The organism is Polynucleobacter finlandensis (assembly GCF_018881755.1).
In the GTDB taxonomy this organism is placed as follows: Bacteria; Pseudomonadota; Gammaproteobacteria; order Burkholderiales; family Burkholderiaceae; genus Polynucleobacter; species Polynucleobacter finlandensis.
On record NZ_JACVPS010000001.1, the window covers coordinates 82,747 to 96,592 of the forward strand.

At 45.1% G+C, this 13,846-nt stretch carries 19 protein-coding genes and 1 pseudogene; 15 read left to right on the plus strand and 5 right to left on the minus strand.

Annotation, left to right across the window (positions count from 1 at the left end; genetic code table 11):
• Positions 1 to 57 precede the first annotated feature (57 nt).
• From hisB to hisF, 4 genes are read left to right on the plus strand one after another with little or no spacing between them, the layout of a single operon-like run.
• Entirely contained in the window at positions 58 to 645 is a 588-nt protein-coding gene (hisB, locus tag ICN49_RS00480) for an imidazoleglycerol-phosphate dehydratase HisB (RefSeq protein WP_216164342.1), read from the plus strand.
• A 51-nt stretch (positions 646 to 696) separates the two neighbouring features.
• The gene (hisH, locus tag ICN49_RS00485; protein WP_216164346.1) at positions 697 to 1,353 is read left to right on the plus strand and encodes an imidazole glycerol phosphate synthase subunit HisH; all 657 of its coding nucleotides are present in this window, start codon (positions 697 to 699) and stop codon (positions 1,351 to 1,353) included.
• Between the two features lie 18 nt (positions 1,354 to 1,371).
• Complete coding sequence (gene hisA, locus ICN49_RS00490; RefSeq protein ID WP_216164348.1) at positions 1,372 to 2,133, plus strand: 1-(5-phosphoribosyl)-5-[(5-phosphoribosylamino)methylideneamino]imidazole-4-carboxamide isomerase; 762 nt, start codon at positions 1,372 to 1,374, stop codon at positions 2,131 to 2,133.
• Positions 2,133 to 2,891 carry an imidazole glycerol phosphate synthase subunit HisF gene (hisF, locus tag ICN49_RS00495; RefSeq protein ID WP_216164351.1) on the plus strand — a complete coding sequence of 253 codons (759 nt, stop codon included), beginning with the start codon at positions 2,133 to 2,135 and terminating at the stop codon, positions 2,889 to 2,891. The genes hisA and hisF overlap by 1 nt, the downstream gene beginning before the upstream one ends.
• Before the next feature lie 9 nt (positions 2,892 to 2,900).
• Here the strand turns inward: hisF and ICN49_RS00500 are convergent, their stop codons facing one another.
• Together ICN49_RS00500 and ICN49_RS00505 are read right to left on the minus strand one after the other, a co-directional pair.
• Positions 2,901 to 3,293 (minus strand): type II toxin-antitoxin system HicB family antitoxin, encoded by a 393-nt coding sequence (locus ICN49_RS00500; RefSeq protein ID WP_216164402.1) that lies wholly within the window; start codon positions 3,291 to 3,293, stop codon positions 2,901 to 2,903.
• A gap of 41 nt (positions 3,294 to 3,334) precedes the next feature.
• Entirely contained in the window at positions 3,335 to 3,487 is a 153-nt protein-coding gene (locus ICN49_RS00505) for a type II toxin-antitoxin system HicA family toxin (protein WP_216164354.1), read from the minus strand.
• Between the two features lie 134 nt (positions 3,488 to 3,621).
• On the opposite strand from ICN49_RS00505, the gene hisI reads away from it, so the two are divergent.
• From hisI to tatC, 8 genes are all read left to right on the plus strand, one after another.
• Positions 3,622 to 4,011 carry a phosphoribosyl-AMP cyclohydrolase gene (gene hisI, locus ICN49_RS00510; RefSeq protein ID WP_216164357.1) on the plus strand — a complete coding sequence of 130 codons (390 nt, stop codon included), beginning with the start codon at positions 3,622 to 3,624 and terminating at the stop codon, positions 4,009 to 4,011.
• An 83-nt stretch (positions 4,012 to 4,094) separates the two neighbouring features.
• Positions 4,095 to 4,358 (plus strand): antitoxin, encoded by a 264-nt coding sequence (locus ICN49_RS00515; protein WP_439650833.1) that lies wholly within the window; start codon positions 4,095 to 4,097, stop codon positions 4,356 to 4,358.
• Positions 4,358 to 4,753, plus strand: a complete 396-nt coding sequence (locus tag ICN49_RS00520; protein ID WP_216861056.1) for a type II toxin-antitoxin system VapC family toxin — start codon at positions 4,358 to 4,360, stop codon at positions 4,751 to 4,753. The genes ICN49_RS00515 and ICN49_RS00520 overlap by 1 nt, the downstream gene beginning before the upstream one ends.
• Positions 4,754 to 4,770: 17 nt before the next feature.
• Positions 4,771 to 5,172: a phosphoribosyl-ATP diphosphatase gene (locus tag ICN49_RS00525; RefSeq protein ID WP_216164362.1), complete on the plus strand. Its 402-nt coding sequence runs from the start codon at positions 4,771 to 4,773 to the stop codon at positions 5,170 to 5,172.
• Positions 5,173 to 5,195: 23 nt separating this feature from the next.
• Positions 5,196 to 5,552, plus strand: a complete 357-nt coding sequence (locus tag ICN49_RS00530; RefSeq protein ID WP_215358866.1) for a histidine triad nucleotide-binding protein — start codon at positions 5,196 to 5,198, stop codon at positions 5,550 to 5,552.
• A 16-nt stretch (positions 5,553 to 5,568) separates the two neighbouring features.
• Complete coding sequence (gene tatA / locus ICN49_RS00535; protein WP_216164365.1) at positions 5,569 to 5,790, plus strand: Sec-independent protein translocase subunit TatA; 222 nt, start codon at positions 5,569 to 5,571, stop codon at positions 5,788 to 5,790.
• 46 nt (positions 5,791 to 5,836) lie between these two features.
• Complete coding sequence (tatB, locus tag ICN49_RS00540; protein WP_215358868.1) at positions 5,837 to 6,313, plus strand: Sec-independent protein translocase protein TatB; 477 nt, start codon at positions 5,837 to 5,839, stop codon at positions 6,311 to 6,313.
• Between the two features lie 37 nt (positions 6,314 to 6,350).
• Entirely contained in the window at positions 6,351 to 7,142 is a 792-nt protein-coding gene (gene tatC, locus ICN49_RS00545) for a twin-arginine translocase subunit TatC (RefSeq protein ID WP_216164368.1), read from the plus strand.
• Here tatC and ICN49_RS00550 read toward each other — a convergent pair.
• The gene (locus ICN49_RS00550) at positions 7,118 to 8,572 is read right to left on the minus strand and encodes a tetratricopeptide repeat protein (protein WP_216164371.1); all 1,455 of its coding nucleotides are present in this window, start codon (positions 8,570 to 8,572) and stop codon (positions 7,118 to 7,120) included. The genes tatC and ICN49_RS00550 overlap by 25 nt on opposite strands.
• A 208-nt stretch (positions 8,573 to 8,780) precedes the next feature.
• On the opposite strand from ICN49_RS00550, the gene ICN49_RS00555 reads away from it, so the two are divergent.
• Both ICN49_RS00555 and ICN49_RS00560 read left to right on the plus strand, forming a co-directional pair.
• Positions 8,781 to 10,157 (plus strand): porin, encoded by a 1,377-nt coding sequence (locus tag ICN49_RS00555; RefSeq protein ID WP_216164374.1) that lies wholly within the window; start codon positions 8,781 to 8,783, stop codon positions 10,155 to 10,157.
• A 160-nt stretch (positions 10,158 to 10,317) separates the two neighbouring features.
• The gene (locus ICN49_RS00560; RefSeq protein WP_216164377.1) at positions 10,318 to 11,700 is read left to right on the plus strand and encodes a porin; all 1,383 of its coding nucleotides are present in this window, start codon (positions 10,318 to 10,320) and stop codon (positions 11,698 to 11,700) included.
• Positions 11,701 to 11,806: 106 nt separating this feature from the next.
• Here the strand turns inward: ICN49_RS00560 and ICN49_RS00565 are convergent, their stop codons facing one another.
• On the minus strand, positions 11,807 to 12,043 hold the full coding sequence (locus ICN49_RS00565; RefSeq protein ID WP_216164380.1) for a hypothetical protein: 237 nt from the start codon (positions 12,041 to 12,043) through the stop codon (positions 11,807 to 11,809).
• 148 nt (positions 12,044 to 12,191) lie between these two features.
• Positions 12,192 to 12,464, minus strand: a pseudogene (locus tag ICN49_RS00570) (integrase core domain-containing protein); the annotation flags it as partial.
• An 81-nt stretch (positions 12,465 to 12,545) separates the two neighbouring features.
• Between ICN49_RS00570 and ICN49_RS00575 the strand changes: the two are divergent.
• A complete protein-coding gene (locus ICN49_RS00575; RefSeq protein WP_216164383.1) occupies positions 12,546 to 13,832 on the plus strand; it encodes an IS110 family RNA-guided transposase in 1,287 nt (428 codons plus the stop codon).
• The last annotated feature ends 14 nt before the right edge of the window (positions 13,833 to 13,846 follow it).

The following is a 13,846-nucleotide window of genomic DNA, read 5'->3' on the forward strand; positions in this document are numbered from 1 at the left end:
TCTAGGAATGATATTATGAGGCTTCAATCAACACTTCGCCTCGCGGCGCAATGAAGCATGCGGCAAGCCGACGTCACCCGAAACACTTCGGAAACCAAAATTCAGATTTCCATCAACTTAGATGGAACCGGTAAGGCTGAGCTAGCCTCCGGGGTTCCTTTTCTAGACCACATGCTCGATCAGATTGCCCGTCACGGCATGATTGACCTCAAGGTGGTTGCTAATGGCGATACCCATATTGATGACCACCACACCGTTGAGGATGTGGGAATCACCCTTGGTCAGGCCTTTGCTAAAGCAGTGGGTGATAAAGCGGGCATTACTCGTTACGGTCACTCCTATGTACCTCTTGATGAGACCCTTTCTCGCGTTGTGATTGATTTCTCTGGCCGTCCAGGTTTGGAATTCAACGTTCCATTTACTCGTGCACGCGTAGGCGATTTTGACGTCGATCTCAGCATTGAGTTCTTCCGTGGTTTTGTGAACCACGCTGGAGTCACTTTGCACATCGATAATTTGCGCGGTATTAATGCGCATCACCAAATTGAAACTGTGTTCAAGGCTTTTGGTCGCGCTTTGCGTATGGCCTTGGCGGTTGATTCACGTGCTTCAGGCGCCATTCCTTCAACTAAAGGAAGTCTTTAATCTAGACTCCCCACGGCTGCTCAGAAGACAACAGTAGACAACAGGTAAATTTTGGCGCAAACCATTGCGATCGTCGACTATGGAATGGGTAATCTCCGTTCCGTATATCAAGCATTTCATCATGTTGCACCTGATGACAATGTATTGATTGCTCATCAGCCGGAAGAGATTCATTCTGCAGATCGCGTCGTTTTGCCTGGTCAAGGCGCTATGCCAGATTGCATGAAGCATTTGGAAGAATCCGGATTGTTAGATGCCTTACTGGAGGCTTCCAAAAGTAAGCCACTTTTAGGGGTCTGCGTAGGCGAGCAAATGCTCTTTGATAGAAGTGCAGAGGTACGCGCTGCCGAGCAATGGACACCTTGTTTGGGTTTGATTCCTGGGGAAGTGCGTCGTTTTGAGCTGGCTGGTAAAAAGCAGCCAGATGGATCCTCTTATAAAGTCCCTCATATGGGCTGGAACCAAGTCCGCCAAGACCGAAAGCACCCCCTTTGGGATGGCATACCTGATCTAACGAGCTTCTATTTTGTGCACAGCTACTATGTTGTGCCGCAGCGCAATGAAGATACAGTCGGTTCCACTGAATATGGCGATTGGTTTACTTCTGCGGTGGCGCGAGATAATATTTTTGCAACTCAATTTCATCCAGAAAAAAGTGCAGAATACGGTTTAAAGCTTTATAAAAATTTTGTTTCTTGGCAACCTTAATATTCCTAACCATTCGCTATGCTGCTGATTCCCGCAATTGATCTTAAAGACGGCCACTGTGTTCGACTCGAACAAGGTGATATGGATAAAGCTACGGTATTCTCAGAAGACCCTGGCGCAATGGCAGCGCATTGGATTAGCAAAGGTGCTCGACGCTTACATTTAGTAGATCTCAACGGCGCATTTGCTGGCAAGCTCAAAAATGAGTCTGCGATTAAATCGATCCTCAAAGCGGTTGGCAACGAAATCCCCGTGCAACTCGGTGGCGGTATTCGTGATCTTGAAACCATTGAGCGCTTATTGGATGACGGTATTAGCACTGTCATTATTGGTACGGCAGCTGTGAAGAATCCCGGCTTTGTACAAGATGCTTGCACAGCATTTCCTGGTCATGTGATGGTTGGTCTTGATGCACGCGATGGCAAGGTGGCTACTGATGGTTGGAGCAAGATTACCGGTCATGAAGTCATTGACCTCGCTAAGAAGTTTGAAGATTGGGGCGTAGAGGCCATTATCTATACCGACATTGGTCGGGATGGCATGCTTAAGGGCGTCAACATCGAAGCCACAATCAAGCTGGCTCAAGCCATTCGTATCCCGGTCATTGCCAGTGGCGGCCTCTCTAACAATCAAGATATTGAAGCGCTTTGTAAAGCCGAAGAAGAGGGTGTCATGGGAGTGATTGCGGGACGCGCAATCTACGCTGGCGACCTTGATCTTGCAGCCGCCCAAAAATATGCTGATGAGTTAACCCTCAAGTACGCAAAGAAAATCATCTAGTGTTAACGAAGCGAATTATTCCTTGTTTAGATGTCACTGCAGGGCGCGTTGTTAAGGGTGTTAACTTTGTTGGCCTCAGAGATGCAGGTGATCCTGTAGAAATTGCTAAACGTTATGACACACAAGGTGCTGATGAGCTGACGTTTTTAGATATCACCGCTACTTCTGATGGGCGCGATCTGATTTTGCACATCATTGAGGATGTGGCGTCACAAGTTTTTATCCCTTTAACTGTTGGCGGTGGCGTGCGTGCCGTTGCTGATGTGCGACGCTTGCTGAATGCTGGTGCAGATAAAGTGAGTATGAATTCTTCCGCGGTAGCTAATCCTGATTTAGTTTCGGATGCTGCTGCTTATTACGGCTCCCAATGTATTGTGGTGGCGATTGATGCCAAGCAAACCGAAGCTGGCAATTGGGAGGTGTTTACCCATGGCGGTAGAACTTCGACTGGAATGGATGTAGTCACATGGGCTACTGAAGTTGCTAAACGTGGTGCAGGCGAGATTCTTTTAACAAGTATGAACCGCGATGGCAGTAAGGATGGTTTTGATTTGGCTTTAACTGCTGCAGTAAGCGATGCTGTTTCTGTTCCCGTGATTGCCTCTGGCGGCGTTGGTAATTTGCAGCATTTGGTGGATGGCATTACTAAGGGCCATGCAGATGCAGTATTGGCGGCTAGTATTTTTCATTATGGTGATTACACCGTTGGGCAGGCTAAAGAATATATGGCAGCGCAGGGAATTCCGGTTCGGATGTAGGTGGGGTTCTTAAGCGCTAATCGCCATATGTGCGATAAAGGCGGAGCGGTTTTTACCAGCGGATTTGGCCTTAGCATCTAATCTTGCCAACACTCTTTTTGGTAAAGAGATATTTACTCTTTCGATATCGTCCGATAGTAATGCCGGGTCAATCTCAGCAATTGCCCAGATATATCCTTTGAACTCTTTCTTCTTCTGTAAATCAGTAATAGAGCTGGGTTTAGGTATATCTTCACCGGCATCTAGCGCTGACTCAATCCAAAACTCAATTGCCTCTTTAGCATTTTCAATGGCCTCATCAATTCCGCTGTCAGCGGCCGAGAAGCAGCCTGGCATATCAGGAACGATTACGCCCCATGCCAGCTTATCTCCACCCGGTTCAATAGCAATTGGATATTTCATCATTGACCCCTCTATTTAATTTCTGCTTGTTTCAGTATCTTTTACACCAATCCAATGCCCAGATCTTTTTTAGGGTGTGGAACGGTAATGTGTCCAACCTTGCGGGGATGGTTAAAAACATGATGAGAGCCTTTTGAGCCCCGCAATACCCAGCCATCTTTTTCTAATGTCTTGATGAGTTCTTTGCTATTCATCTGCGCATTATAAGTTTTATACACATTATACACACAAAAAGGGTTATTGTCCAGAAGGTGGGATGGGCTGCTGCAGTAAGCCGAAGGCGATTCTTATTTGGGTAGCTCTTAATAATTCTGTCAAAATTGGATAAATGTCAGATACAAATAAAAACTCACTAGACCAGGCTCTCCTAGAAGCGGTAACTTGGAATGATCAAGGATTGGTTCCAGCAATCGCCCAAGAAGTTGGCAGCAAGGATATCTTGATGATGGCCTGGATGAATCGGGACGCCTTATTGGAAACCTTGCGCCTAGGTGAGGCAGTCTATTGGACCCGTTCCAGACAAAAACTGTGGCACAAAGGGGAAGAGTCTGGCCACACTCAGAAAGTAAAAGAAATTCGCTTAGATTGTGACGGCGATACGATTTTGCTTATGGTTGAGCAAAAAGATGGCATTGCTTGCCATACAGGCGAGCATAGTTGCTTCTTTCGGCAGTGGGACTCTATAAGTTCAACTTGGCAAAAAATCAGTGAAGCCTGACTCAAGCAAGTATTTGGGGACTTTATTTACATTTTGTTATGGATCAGAATGGTATATACTTTGATATATACCAAGGAGCCGGGATGATGAGCCTAATAGCAAAAATCTTTATGAATGGACGCAGCCAGGCCATACGCTTGCCTGCGGCATTTCGTTTCGAGGAAAAAGAGGTTTTTATTCGGCGCGATGCTAATACTGGTGATTTAATTCTTTCCAGAAGACCTGAAAACTGGGATAGTTTTTTCATGGCGCTTGCGAGCGCGGACGTTCCTGTGGATTTCTTAAGCCCTGAAGATCGAAATCAAGGGTCGCAAGATCGAGATCCTTTTGCTGGAGTCAATGAGTGATGAGATATATGCTCGATACCAATACCGTCAGCAGCCTCATTAAGAAAAACCCAGTAGTAAGCAGAAAAATCGCCAGCGTTCCTATGGAAAGACTATGCTTGTCAGTCATATCTGAAGGTGAAATTCTCTATGGTTTGGCAAAAAAGCCGAATGCAAGGAGCTTACATTTGGTTGTACAAGAGTTTTTAAAGCGAGTGGATGTTTTGGTTTGGGATACTGATGTGGCGGAGCATTATGGTGTTTTAAGAGCCCAGTTAGAGAGTAATGGAAATTTACTAGGCTCTCTTGACATGCAAATTGCAGCACACGCTTCTCAGCTTGGAGCAGTTCTAGTGACAAATGACCAGGCTTTTAAAAGGATTAAGCAGTTAAAGGTAGAGGATTGGACTGTATAGTCTGAAAAAATATATTAATGAACAAAATACTGAATTCAGACAAAAAAATTGAATCTGGATTAATCCATTTAGCCGATGTAGTTGATCAACGTCGTGATGCATTTAAGGCGGGCCAAGCAGATCCAAAAACTTCTTATACCGCTTTGCTCTTTTCAAAGGGTGATGACGGGATCTTGAAAAAGATTGGTGAAGAGGCTACTGAGGCTGTAATGGCTGCAAAGGATGCGCGTAACTCGAATTTGGCGGCTGACCAGCAAAAGCTCTTAGTCGGCGAAATGGCTGATTTGTGGTTTCACTGCTTGATTGCTTTGTCTCAATTTAACTTGCGCCCGGAAGATGTTATTGCCGAGCTCGATCGTCGCCTGGGAACTTCTGGTATCGAAGAGAAGGCTGCGAGAAAAGCTACTGGTAAAGAGTAAGCACGCATAAATACGAAAAAAGTATGTCACACGATCCTAACTGCCTGTTTTGTAAGATTTCTCAAGGTTTGATTCCTTCCCAGAAGGTGTATGAGGACGAGGAAATCTATGCTTTTAAAGATATCAACCCGGCTGCGCCAATCCATTTTCTGATGATTCCTAAAAAGCATATCCCTATGCTGGAGTCAGCGGAAAGCGTAGATGCGCCTTTGCTGGGTAGAATGATGGAGTTAGCACCGCGTCTTGCCAAAGAGCAAGGCTGCCGTCCTGGTAAGGATGGCGGCTTTAGATTGATGGTAAACAATGGTGCGGATGGTGGGCAGGAGGTTTATCACTTGCATTTACATGTGATGGGCGGTCCCCGCCCCTGGAAAAAATAATCCAAGGAGATTAAAAATGGGTTCATTTAGCATTTGGCATTGGTTGATTGTTTTGGTTATCGTGATGTTGGTATTCGGTACCAAAAAATTGCGCAATATCGGACAAGATTTGGGTGGCGCTGTAAAAGGTTTTAAAGATGGCATGAAAGCTGCTGAAGAGCCTAAAGAGCAGATTCAACAAAGTTCTGCAACAACAGAAAAGACTGTTGATGTTCAGGCAAAAGACGTAAACAAATAATTGAATTGCAATTGAAACTCATGCTGCATTTAAATAACTGCGTTAAATGATTGATCTCGGAGTTTCAAAGCTTGCGCTCATTGCTGTAGTTGCTTTGGTGGTCGTTGGGCCAGAGCGCCTGCCTAAAGTAGCTCGCATGGCTGGTAATTTGTTTGGGCGTGCGCAGCGCTATATGGCGGACGTCAAATCTGAAGTAAGTCGTCAGATGGAAGTGGAAGAATTTAAAAAGTTTCGAGAAGAAACTGCTGCCACTCTCAAAGAGGTTGAAAATAGTATCGGCTCTACAGTTCAAGAGGCTGGCGCTAACTTAAGCGATCAAGCGGATATTTTTGAAACTAGGTTTGATAAGCCGGCCTTAGATGAAAAAGAAGTGCTGCGCAAAACTAAGCGCCAAGGGCGCAATAGCTGGGGTGTGCGTCGTGCTGCAAGGCCGCTTTGGTTCAAACGTTCTGCAGGAATTCGTACTCGAGTGCAATCTGGTGCTGCTAGGATGAAGCGCTTTCATCACAGCGCTGGCAAATAAAAATAATAGTAAAAAGCAAGAATAAAAATACTTACGCATGACTGAAAACAGTTCAACTCAAGACTCGGGATTACAGGAAACCTTTCTTTCCCACTTATTTGAATTGCGTGATCGCGTAATTAAAGCGGCGCTCGCAATTATTGTTGTCTTCGTATGTCTAGTCTATTGGGCGCCTGATATTTTCCATTTGTTCGCACAGCCTTTATTGGAGGCTTTGCCTGCTGGCGGCAAGATGATTGTGACTGACGTTACAGGCTCCTTCTTTGTACCCATGAAGGTAACAATGCTAGTGGCATTCATCATCGCCTTACCAGTGGTGATGTATCAACTATGGGCATTCATTGCGCCTGGTTTGTATTTGCACGAAAGAAAACTCATTCTGCCTTTGGTGGTGAGTAGCTATACCTTGTTCATTATTGGTATGGCATTTGCGTACTTCTTAGTGTTTCCAACGGTATTTAAGTTCATGGCAAGTTACAACGCACCATTGGGCGCGGAGATGTCGACCGACATTGATAACTATTTAAGTTTTGCTATGACAACCTTCTTGGCATTTGGTATTACTTTTGAAGTACCTGTTGTGGTGGTTGTCTTGGTGCGTATGGGCATGGTGCCCTTGGCTAAGCTGAAAGAAATTCGCCCATACGTCATCGTTGGCGCATTTGTGATTTCCGCTGTTGTAACTCCGCCGGACGTGCTCTCGCAATTGTTGCTAGCTGTGCCAATGACCTTGCTCTATGAGTTAGGTTTGATCGTAGCGCGCTTTTATGTACCAAAACCCTCAGATGATGAAGGTTCAAGCGATCACTCAACCTCTGCGTCTACTTGATTCTTGGAAAAGGTATTTTTTAGCCAATTTGTGGCACGATCAAAGCGATAGCGCCTTTGGCGTAAGTTGCCCTCAAGATCTATTTCAGAACCAGCAAAAGCTTTGCCAGCAGCCAATAGGGCGCGACGTTGTTGAATGGTTTCGATCTGAATCAGTCTGGGCAGTATCTTTGGAAGCTCCCAGCGAATATCTACCACTACACAATGCTCATGCTGTAGTTGACCTACTTCGCATAACAAAAGCTCTGCTTTGCTGAAATTAAATTGATTGGCAATGATGATGCGGTGACATAGCAATAGCCAGTCTTCATCAAACTTGTGTTCGGCGTGATGATTTATGGCGCTTTCAGCATATAGCGCCAATTCATGCCATTCATTTGTTTTTGGGTCTGGGCAACTTTCTAAAATCTTACTTAATAGCTCTTTTGCTTCTACTATGCCCTGCTGGTGTGCTTGCCATATAGAGTATGAAGCCTGTAGCCCGCGTACTTTTTCTTCGCTCTTTTCGCGCTTACGCCAAAGATTGGCACCTTTGCGAAGTTGCGCTTGGGGATGGCCAAGATCGGCAGCGCGATCAAAGCAGCGATCACTTTCAGTAGCGTTGTAACCAGAAAATTGGGGGCGACGATAAATTTCACCAAGCGCGTACCATGCATCTCGATCACCGTCCTTGGCGGCAAGCTCTAACCAATGCGCTGCTTTTTTAAGAGATGCGTTTGATTTGTTTTCAACATTTCCACTTAATTGAGCAAGGCGTAATCCCAAAGTAAGTTTTGCAACGGTTAGCCCTAGCTCCGCCGCCTGAATCAATGCTTCTTCATTTTGCGTTGTTAACCAAGCATTCCATAGGGAAGATAAGGCTTCATTTTTTGGCTGTAGCTTTATCAAAAACTCTTTTGCTTTGTTCGAGAATGCAGAGCCCCCATCTGCGAGTTCTTGCAAATATTGACGAGCAATTTTTTGTAAGCCCCCGAAATCTAGATTGGCCAGTTTTTCATCGGCAAGGGTTGAGTTACCCTTTTTCAACCAAGCCATCAATTGGGGTTGAGTTTCTTGATGTATTGGATTAATAAGCAAGTCAGCAAGTTGCCATTTAGCTGAAAGTGTGGCGCCTGAATCAAGATTGGATTGGGCTAGCTGCCAGAAAGACCCCCATCCAAACTGAAATCCTGGGGAATTAAAGGTTTGGGCTAGTGGGACATTGGCAATTTGATTCAGAATCTTGGAAACTTCATCATGACTTGCGGTACCCGTCTCGGCAGCTTGGTTTTGTATCGATAAATAGGATTTTTCTAGCCAAATCAAAGCATTAGCAGGTTGTATTGGTGTTTTAAATGCGCCGGTCATATAGGCTTGTGCTAATTTTTGTTGCGCGGATACATCACCCATACGGGCTGAACTCAGGATTTTTAAGAATTCGCGGCTTGCCATCTGACAATTTTGGCATTCAAAGTGCATAAAAGGGGGAAAACCAAGACCTTGTTGCCCTGATACAACGAAGAAAACCAAAAAACTACCTTTTGACAAGCAAAAAGATCTCCTACATGCCCTTACCCCCAGTCTAGCGGGGCAATACAAGCAAAATTAGCAAGTCCCAGTTTTATTTGGGCATTACTTTTAATTTTTGGAGATTTAAAGAATGAAAAAATCGCTATTAGCAATCGCAGCAATGACAGCATTTGCTGGCGCTGCTCAAGCTCAGTCCAGCGTAACCATTTACGGTATCTTGGACGTTGGTGTTATGGGTCAAACTAACTCAAGCAGCTTAAATTCCTCAACCGGCGGTACTTCTGCCAACCTTAAAGATCCTGCTAATGCAAGCTATCCACGTAACGGCAATTCCTTTGGCTTCATGGCTGGTGGCGAATCTGCAAACCGTATTGGCTTTAAAGGTCAAGAAGATTTGGGTGGCGGCACTAAAGCCATTTTCCAGTTAGAGCAACGCTTTAGCTCTGCTAACGGCTCATCAAATGCTACTGGTTTGCCAGGCAACGGTAAAACAACTACTGGCATGGGTAACATGTCCTCATTTGGGGACTCTTCCAACCAAGGTCAATTGTTTAACGGCATGGCATACGCTGGCTTAAGCAATGACAAATACGGCACATTGACGTTGGGCCGTCAACAAACTTTGATGTTAGACAACATCGGTGGCTATGATCCAGTTAACGCATACTCGTTCTCACCACTTGCATACTCGGGTTCCTTCGCCGGCGGTGGCTATACTGATGACGGTCGTGCTAACGGTGCTTTGAAGTTAAAAGAAAAAATCATGGGCTTTGATGTTAACGCCTTGTATGCACCTGGTGGCTATGCTGGTAGCAACGGCGTTGGTACACGTTTAGAAGGTCAAATTGGTTACGAAGCTGCTAAGTGGGGCGTACAAGCTTTGATGGATATGCAAGAAGGTGCAACATCATTGACAGGCGTAACTTATGGTCAGGCTCAGGCAACGACAGCAGGCACTTACAACCCTAATATTGGCGCTGCTGGACAAACTGCAGGTACAAATATGGTTAATGCAACAATTGCCAACACTCGCTCTACTATGGTAACTGCTAAATTCTCTCCAGTAGATAATTTATGGTTAAAAGCTGGCTTCCAGTATATGTATTTTGGCACCCCGTCAAACGTACAATACTATGTTGGTCAACCGGTATTGCCTAATGGTAGTGGTTTTAGCGTGTTCAACTACACAGCCTTGCAACAACCAGTTACCAAGAATACATTCTGGTTGGGTGCAAACTATGACTTTACTCCAGCTGTGAAGGGTTCTGTTGGCTACTATCAACAGAATATTAATAGCTCTGCGACAACAACAGCAGGAAAACAGAACTATATCTCTGCCATGGCTGAGTACTACTTGAGCAAGCGTACTAACTTGTACGCAGCTGGTACATTAGCAGGCTATATGGGTAGCTCACTTGTTACCTCTCAAGCCACTACAGGCGGTGCTACGGCAACCACTGTTAACCAGCAGTTCACATACGGTTTAGGTATGCGTCACACTTTCTAATTTAACGTAGGTCTTGTGCCTACCTAGATTTAGAAATGTAGTGAGTAACATCTAGCAGTAAATGTAATAAGAAAACCATCACACGCAAGTGTGGTGGTTTTTGTCTTTTAACGGATCTTAATTTCTTGATATTGGTCAAGGGATTTCAACTAAGTACTTTATGAAAAAATTCAATTACTTCGCCTTAGCTGCTAGTTTTCTTTGCGCGGCAGGAGTAGCAAAAGCACAATCGAGTGTGACGGTTTATGGTTTATTAGATGTGGGCGTGATGGCTCAAACAAATGCCGGTAATCTCAATGCTTCCACCTGGGGTAACTCTGGTTCGCCAATTAACTACCCTGGCGTTAAAAACGGTAATGTCTTTGGATTTATGACGGGTGGTGAGAGTCAAAGTCGCTTGGGCTTTAAGGGCTCTGAAGATTTAGGTGGTGGCACAAAGGCAATCTTCCTGCTTGAGCAAGGCTTTAGTGCCGCAACTGGCGCAAGCGCAAGTAACGGAATGGCTGGTAACGGCTCCTCAACCAGTGCAGCTCAAGGTGGTGATAACGCTCTGCAAGGAATGCTGTTTGGACGTGGTGCTTATGCTGGTCTCAGTAATGAGCAGTATGGTACCTTGACGCTGGGGCGTCAGCAAGGACTCATGTTGCAAAATATTGGTAGCTATAACCCCGTCAATGCGCAGATGTTTTCACCGATTGCTTTCTCGGGAACCTATGGTGGTGGTGGCTATACGGATAATGCGTATGTGAGTGGCGCCATTCAATACGCTAAAAAATACAATGGTTTTAATCTCAAGGCCATGTATGCACCTGGTGGTGTGGCAGGCAATAACTCCGCTGGTACTACTAGTGGCTTTCAGTTGGGTTACGAGGAGGCTAAGTGGGGTGTGCAAGCCATTGCTACCCATACTACGGATGCGACTAAGTTAACTGGTATTACCTACGGTACAGGACTTTCTACCTCAGGGGGCACTGTTGTACCTGGCAACGCATCACCAGCTACATCAACATCAGCAGCATCGACAATCCCAACAACTGCTGGAACCAATCAAATTTTAGTTACCTTAGCAAATACCTCGGCGTTGCAACTGACTAGTAAATTTCAGGCTACAGATAAATTAATTCTCAAGGCTGGATATGAGCGTATGTTTATTGGTACGCCAAGCAACTTTCAGATGTACTCTGGTTTGCCAGTATTGCCCAGTGGATTTTCTATTGCTAGCTGGACCCCCAATAGAAATAATTACAACATCAATGTGTATTGGGTAGGCGCTAACTATAACTTTACTCAATCCTTAATTGGTTCTATTGGTTATTACTATGCAGGCACTCAACAGTCAGGTACACAGCTTAGTGGTGTGCAGCAGTTTCAATCTGCAATGCTTGACTACTATATGAGTAAGCGTACTAATTTGTATCTAGGTATTGGAAACATTAATACATCAGGCTCCAATGTTCAGTCATTACCAGCTGGTAGTATGTTGAGTGGTAAGACTGTTAGCACACAGCAGACTTACGGGGTAGGTATGCGTCATACTTTCTGATAATAAAATGCACCTTCCCTAGCGCTATGTTCCAGACGCTATAAAAATAAAGCCCGCAGATTTTTTGCGGGCTTTATTTATCTCTACAAGTGAATTTAACAATTGCTCATTTATAGGAAATTAATTCATATCGCAGCATATTTTCATAGCGATCGTTACCAATACCTGTATTGTTGTCTAAGTAAGTACCATCTGTGGTTCTGACAACCCACCTGCCAATATTCGGCGCTATCCAAATCGTCGAGTGACGTAAAGAGGTGTGCCTAGAAAAATCATCACTAATGAAATAGATGGAGTTAGTGCTTTTTAATGTATTGAACTGACTGCTCTGAAGGGTGACCACTTCAGCTCCTGCATTAGTAATGGTAGATGACCAAAGATATTTGCTTTCGGCGTCACTAACTTTGTATTGAGTAGTAAAAGTTTGTGATTTGACATTGGACTGAGGCGGTAATCCCCCCTTATTTAACCGAGCCTAAAAGTAGGATTAGTTAAGCAACCATGGCCAGTCGCTGTTTCGGGGTAATGCCGCCCAATGCCATATTTGGACGTTGATGATTGTATTTATACATCCATTGCGTTGCAAACTCCTGAACTTCGTTAATGCTTTCCCAATAATGCTGAGATAGCCACTCATATCTGACGGTACGATTAAAGCGTTCCACATAGGCATTTTGCTGTGGTTTACCTGGCTGGATATGTTGTATGTGGATTTGATGCTTTGCTGCCCATTCCATGAGTCTGCCACTGACGAGTTCGGGCCCATAGTACATGCAGAATGGTAGTCAGCCGCAGCAATTTAAGCCATGCTGGTGATTGCGAGATCATCAATAAGGAGTATTGCTATGGCTGACCACTTAAACAATAAACCCTTTGGGGCATGGATTGCAATCGATATTGCCAAGGACTTTAATGCCGTGTTAAGCGAGACCAAGGCGGGTAAAAGGCAGCATTTTCGGATGGCTAATTCTGCTGCCGATCATGATCGTTTTATTGCTTTTCTAAAGAGCTTACCGCCGCCTTGCATTATTGGGTTTGAGGCAACCGGCAATTACCACCGCGCATTAGGGCATCGCTTGGTAGCGGCGGGGTTTGAAGTCTGTTTTATTTCCTCGGTAGCGAGCGCCCGGTATCGGGAGGTGATGTTCAACTCCTGGGATAAAAATGATCCCAAGGATGCTGCAGTGCTTTTAGAGCTGCTTAAGCAAGGGATTACTCAACGTTATGTTGACCCATTAATTGCAGGGCATCATGATCTCCAAGAGTTATCTAAAACCTACTATCAAGTGACCTTGAGTCGCACGCGCCTGCAGCATTCCATCCTCACTCATTACCTGCCTTTGTATTTTCCGGAGATGGGTAAATGGTGGAACAGTACTCGCGCAGACTGGTGGATTAATTATCTTTTGCACTTCCCCATCCCTAGCGCAGTAACGAAGCACTCTCAAGAAGCGTTTTGCGAGATTGCCAGCCCTGTCATTGGCCGCAAGGTTAATAAAGCGGCTAAGCTTATTGAGCTCTATGAGACCGCCTTGCATAGCATTGGACTACCTGTTGAGGCAGATTCCTTGGCTTGCAAAACCTTTCAAATACAACTGAGACGCTATCAAGAGATCAATGCTTGTCGCAAGCAATTAGAAGAGACGGCTCAAGCAGTATTGGCCGATAACCCGGACTCTGCCATCTTGCAAAGTGTTCCGGGGATTGGCCCGATTAATGCCCTAACGATTCTGGCGGAAGGCGGGGATCTACGTCGCTTTAGCCATCATCGTCAGTTCTTGAAGTATTGTGGGTTTGATCTAGCCAAAAATCAATCAGGCAACTATCGTGGTCAAGAACAAATCTCCAAACGAGGTAATGCGCGTTTACGTTTGGCGTTATGGATGGCAGTGAACACTGCTATCGCTCAACCAGAAAATAGTTTCCAGCAAAAATATAGCCGCTATATTAAAGGCGCACCACAGGATAAGGATTTACAGCGCAAGGCTAGGACTGCGGTGGCAGCGAAGATGGCGCGTGTAGTGTATGGATTAGTGAAGTCAAAACAGATGTATCAAGGTTACTATGAAAAAGCTTTACCCAGTGGATCGATCCCTCTCTGTGGGGCCGTAGAGGCCGCAAGGACCTCGTAGATAATGTTTGGACC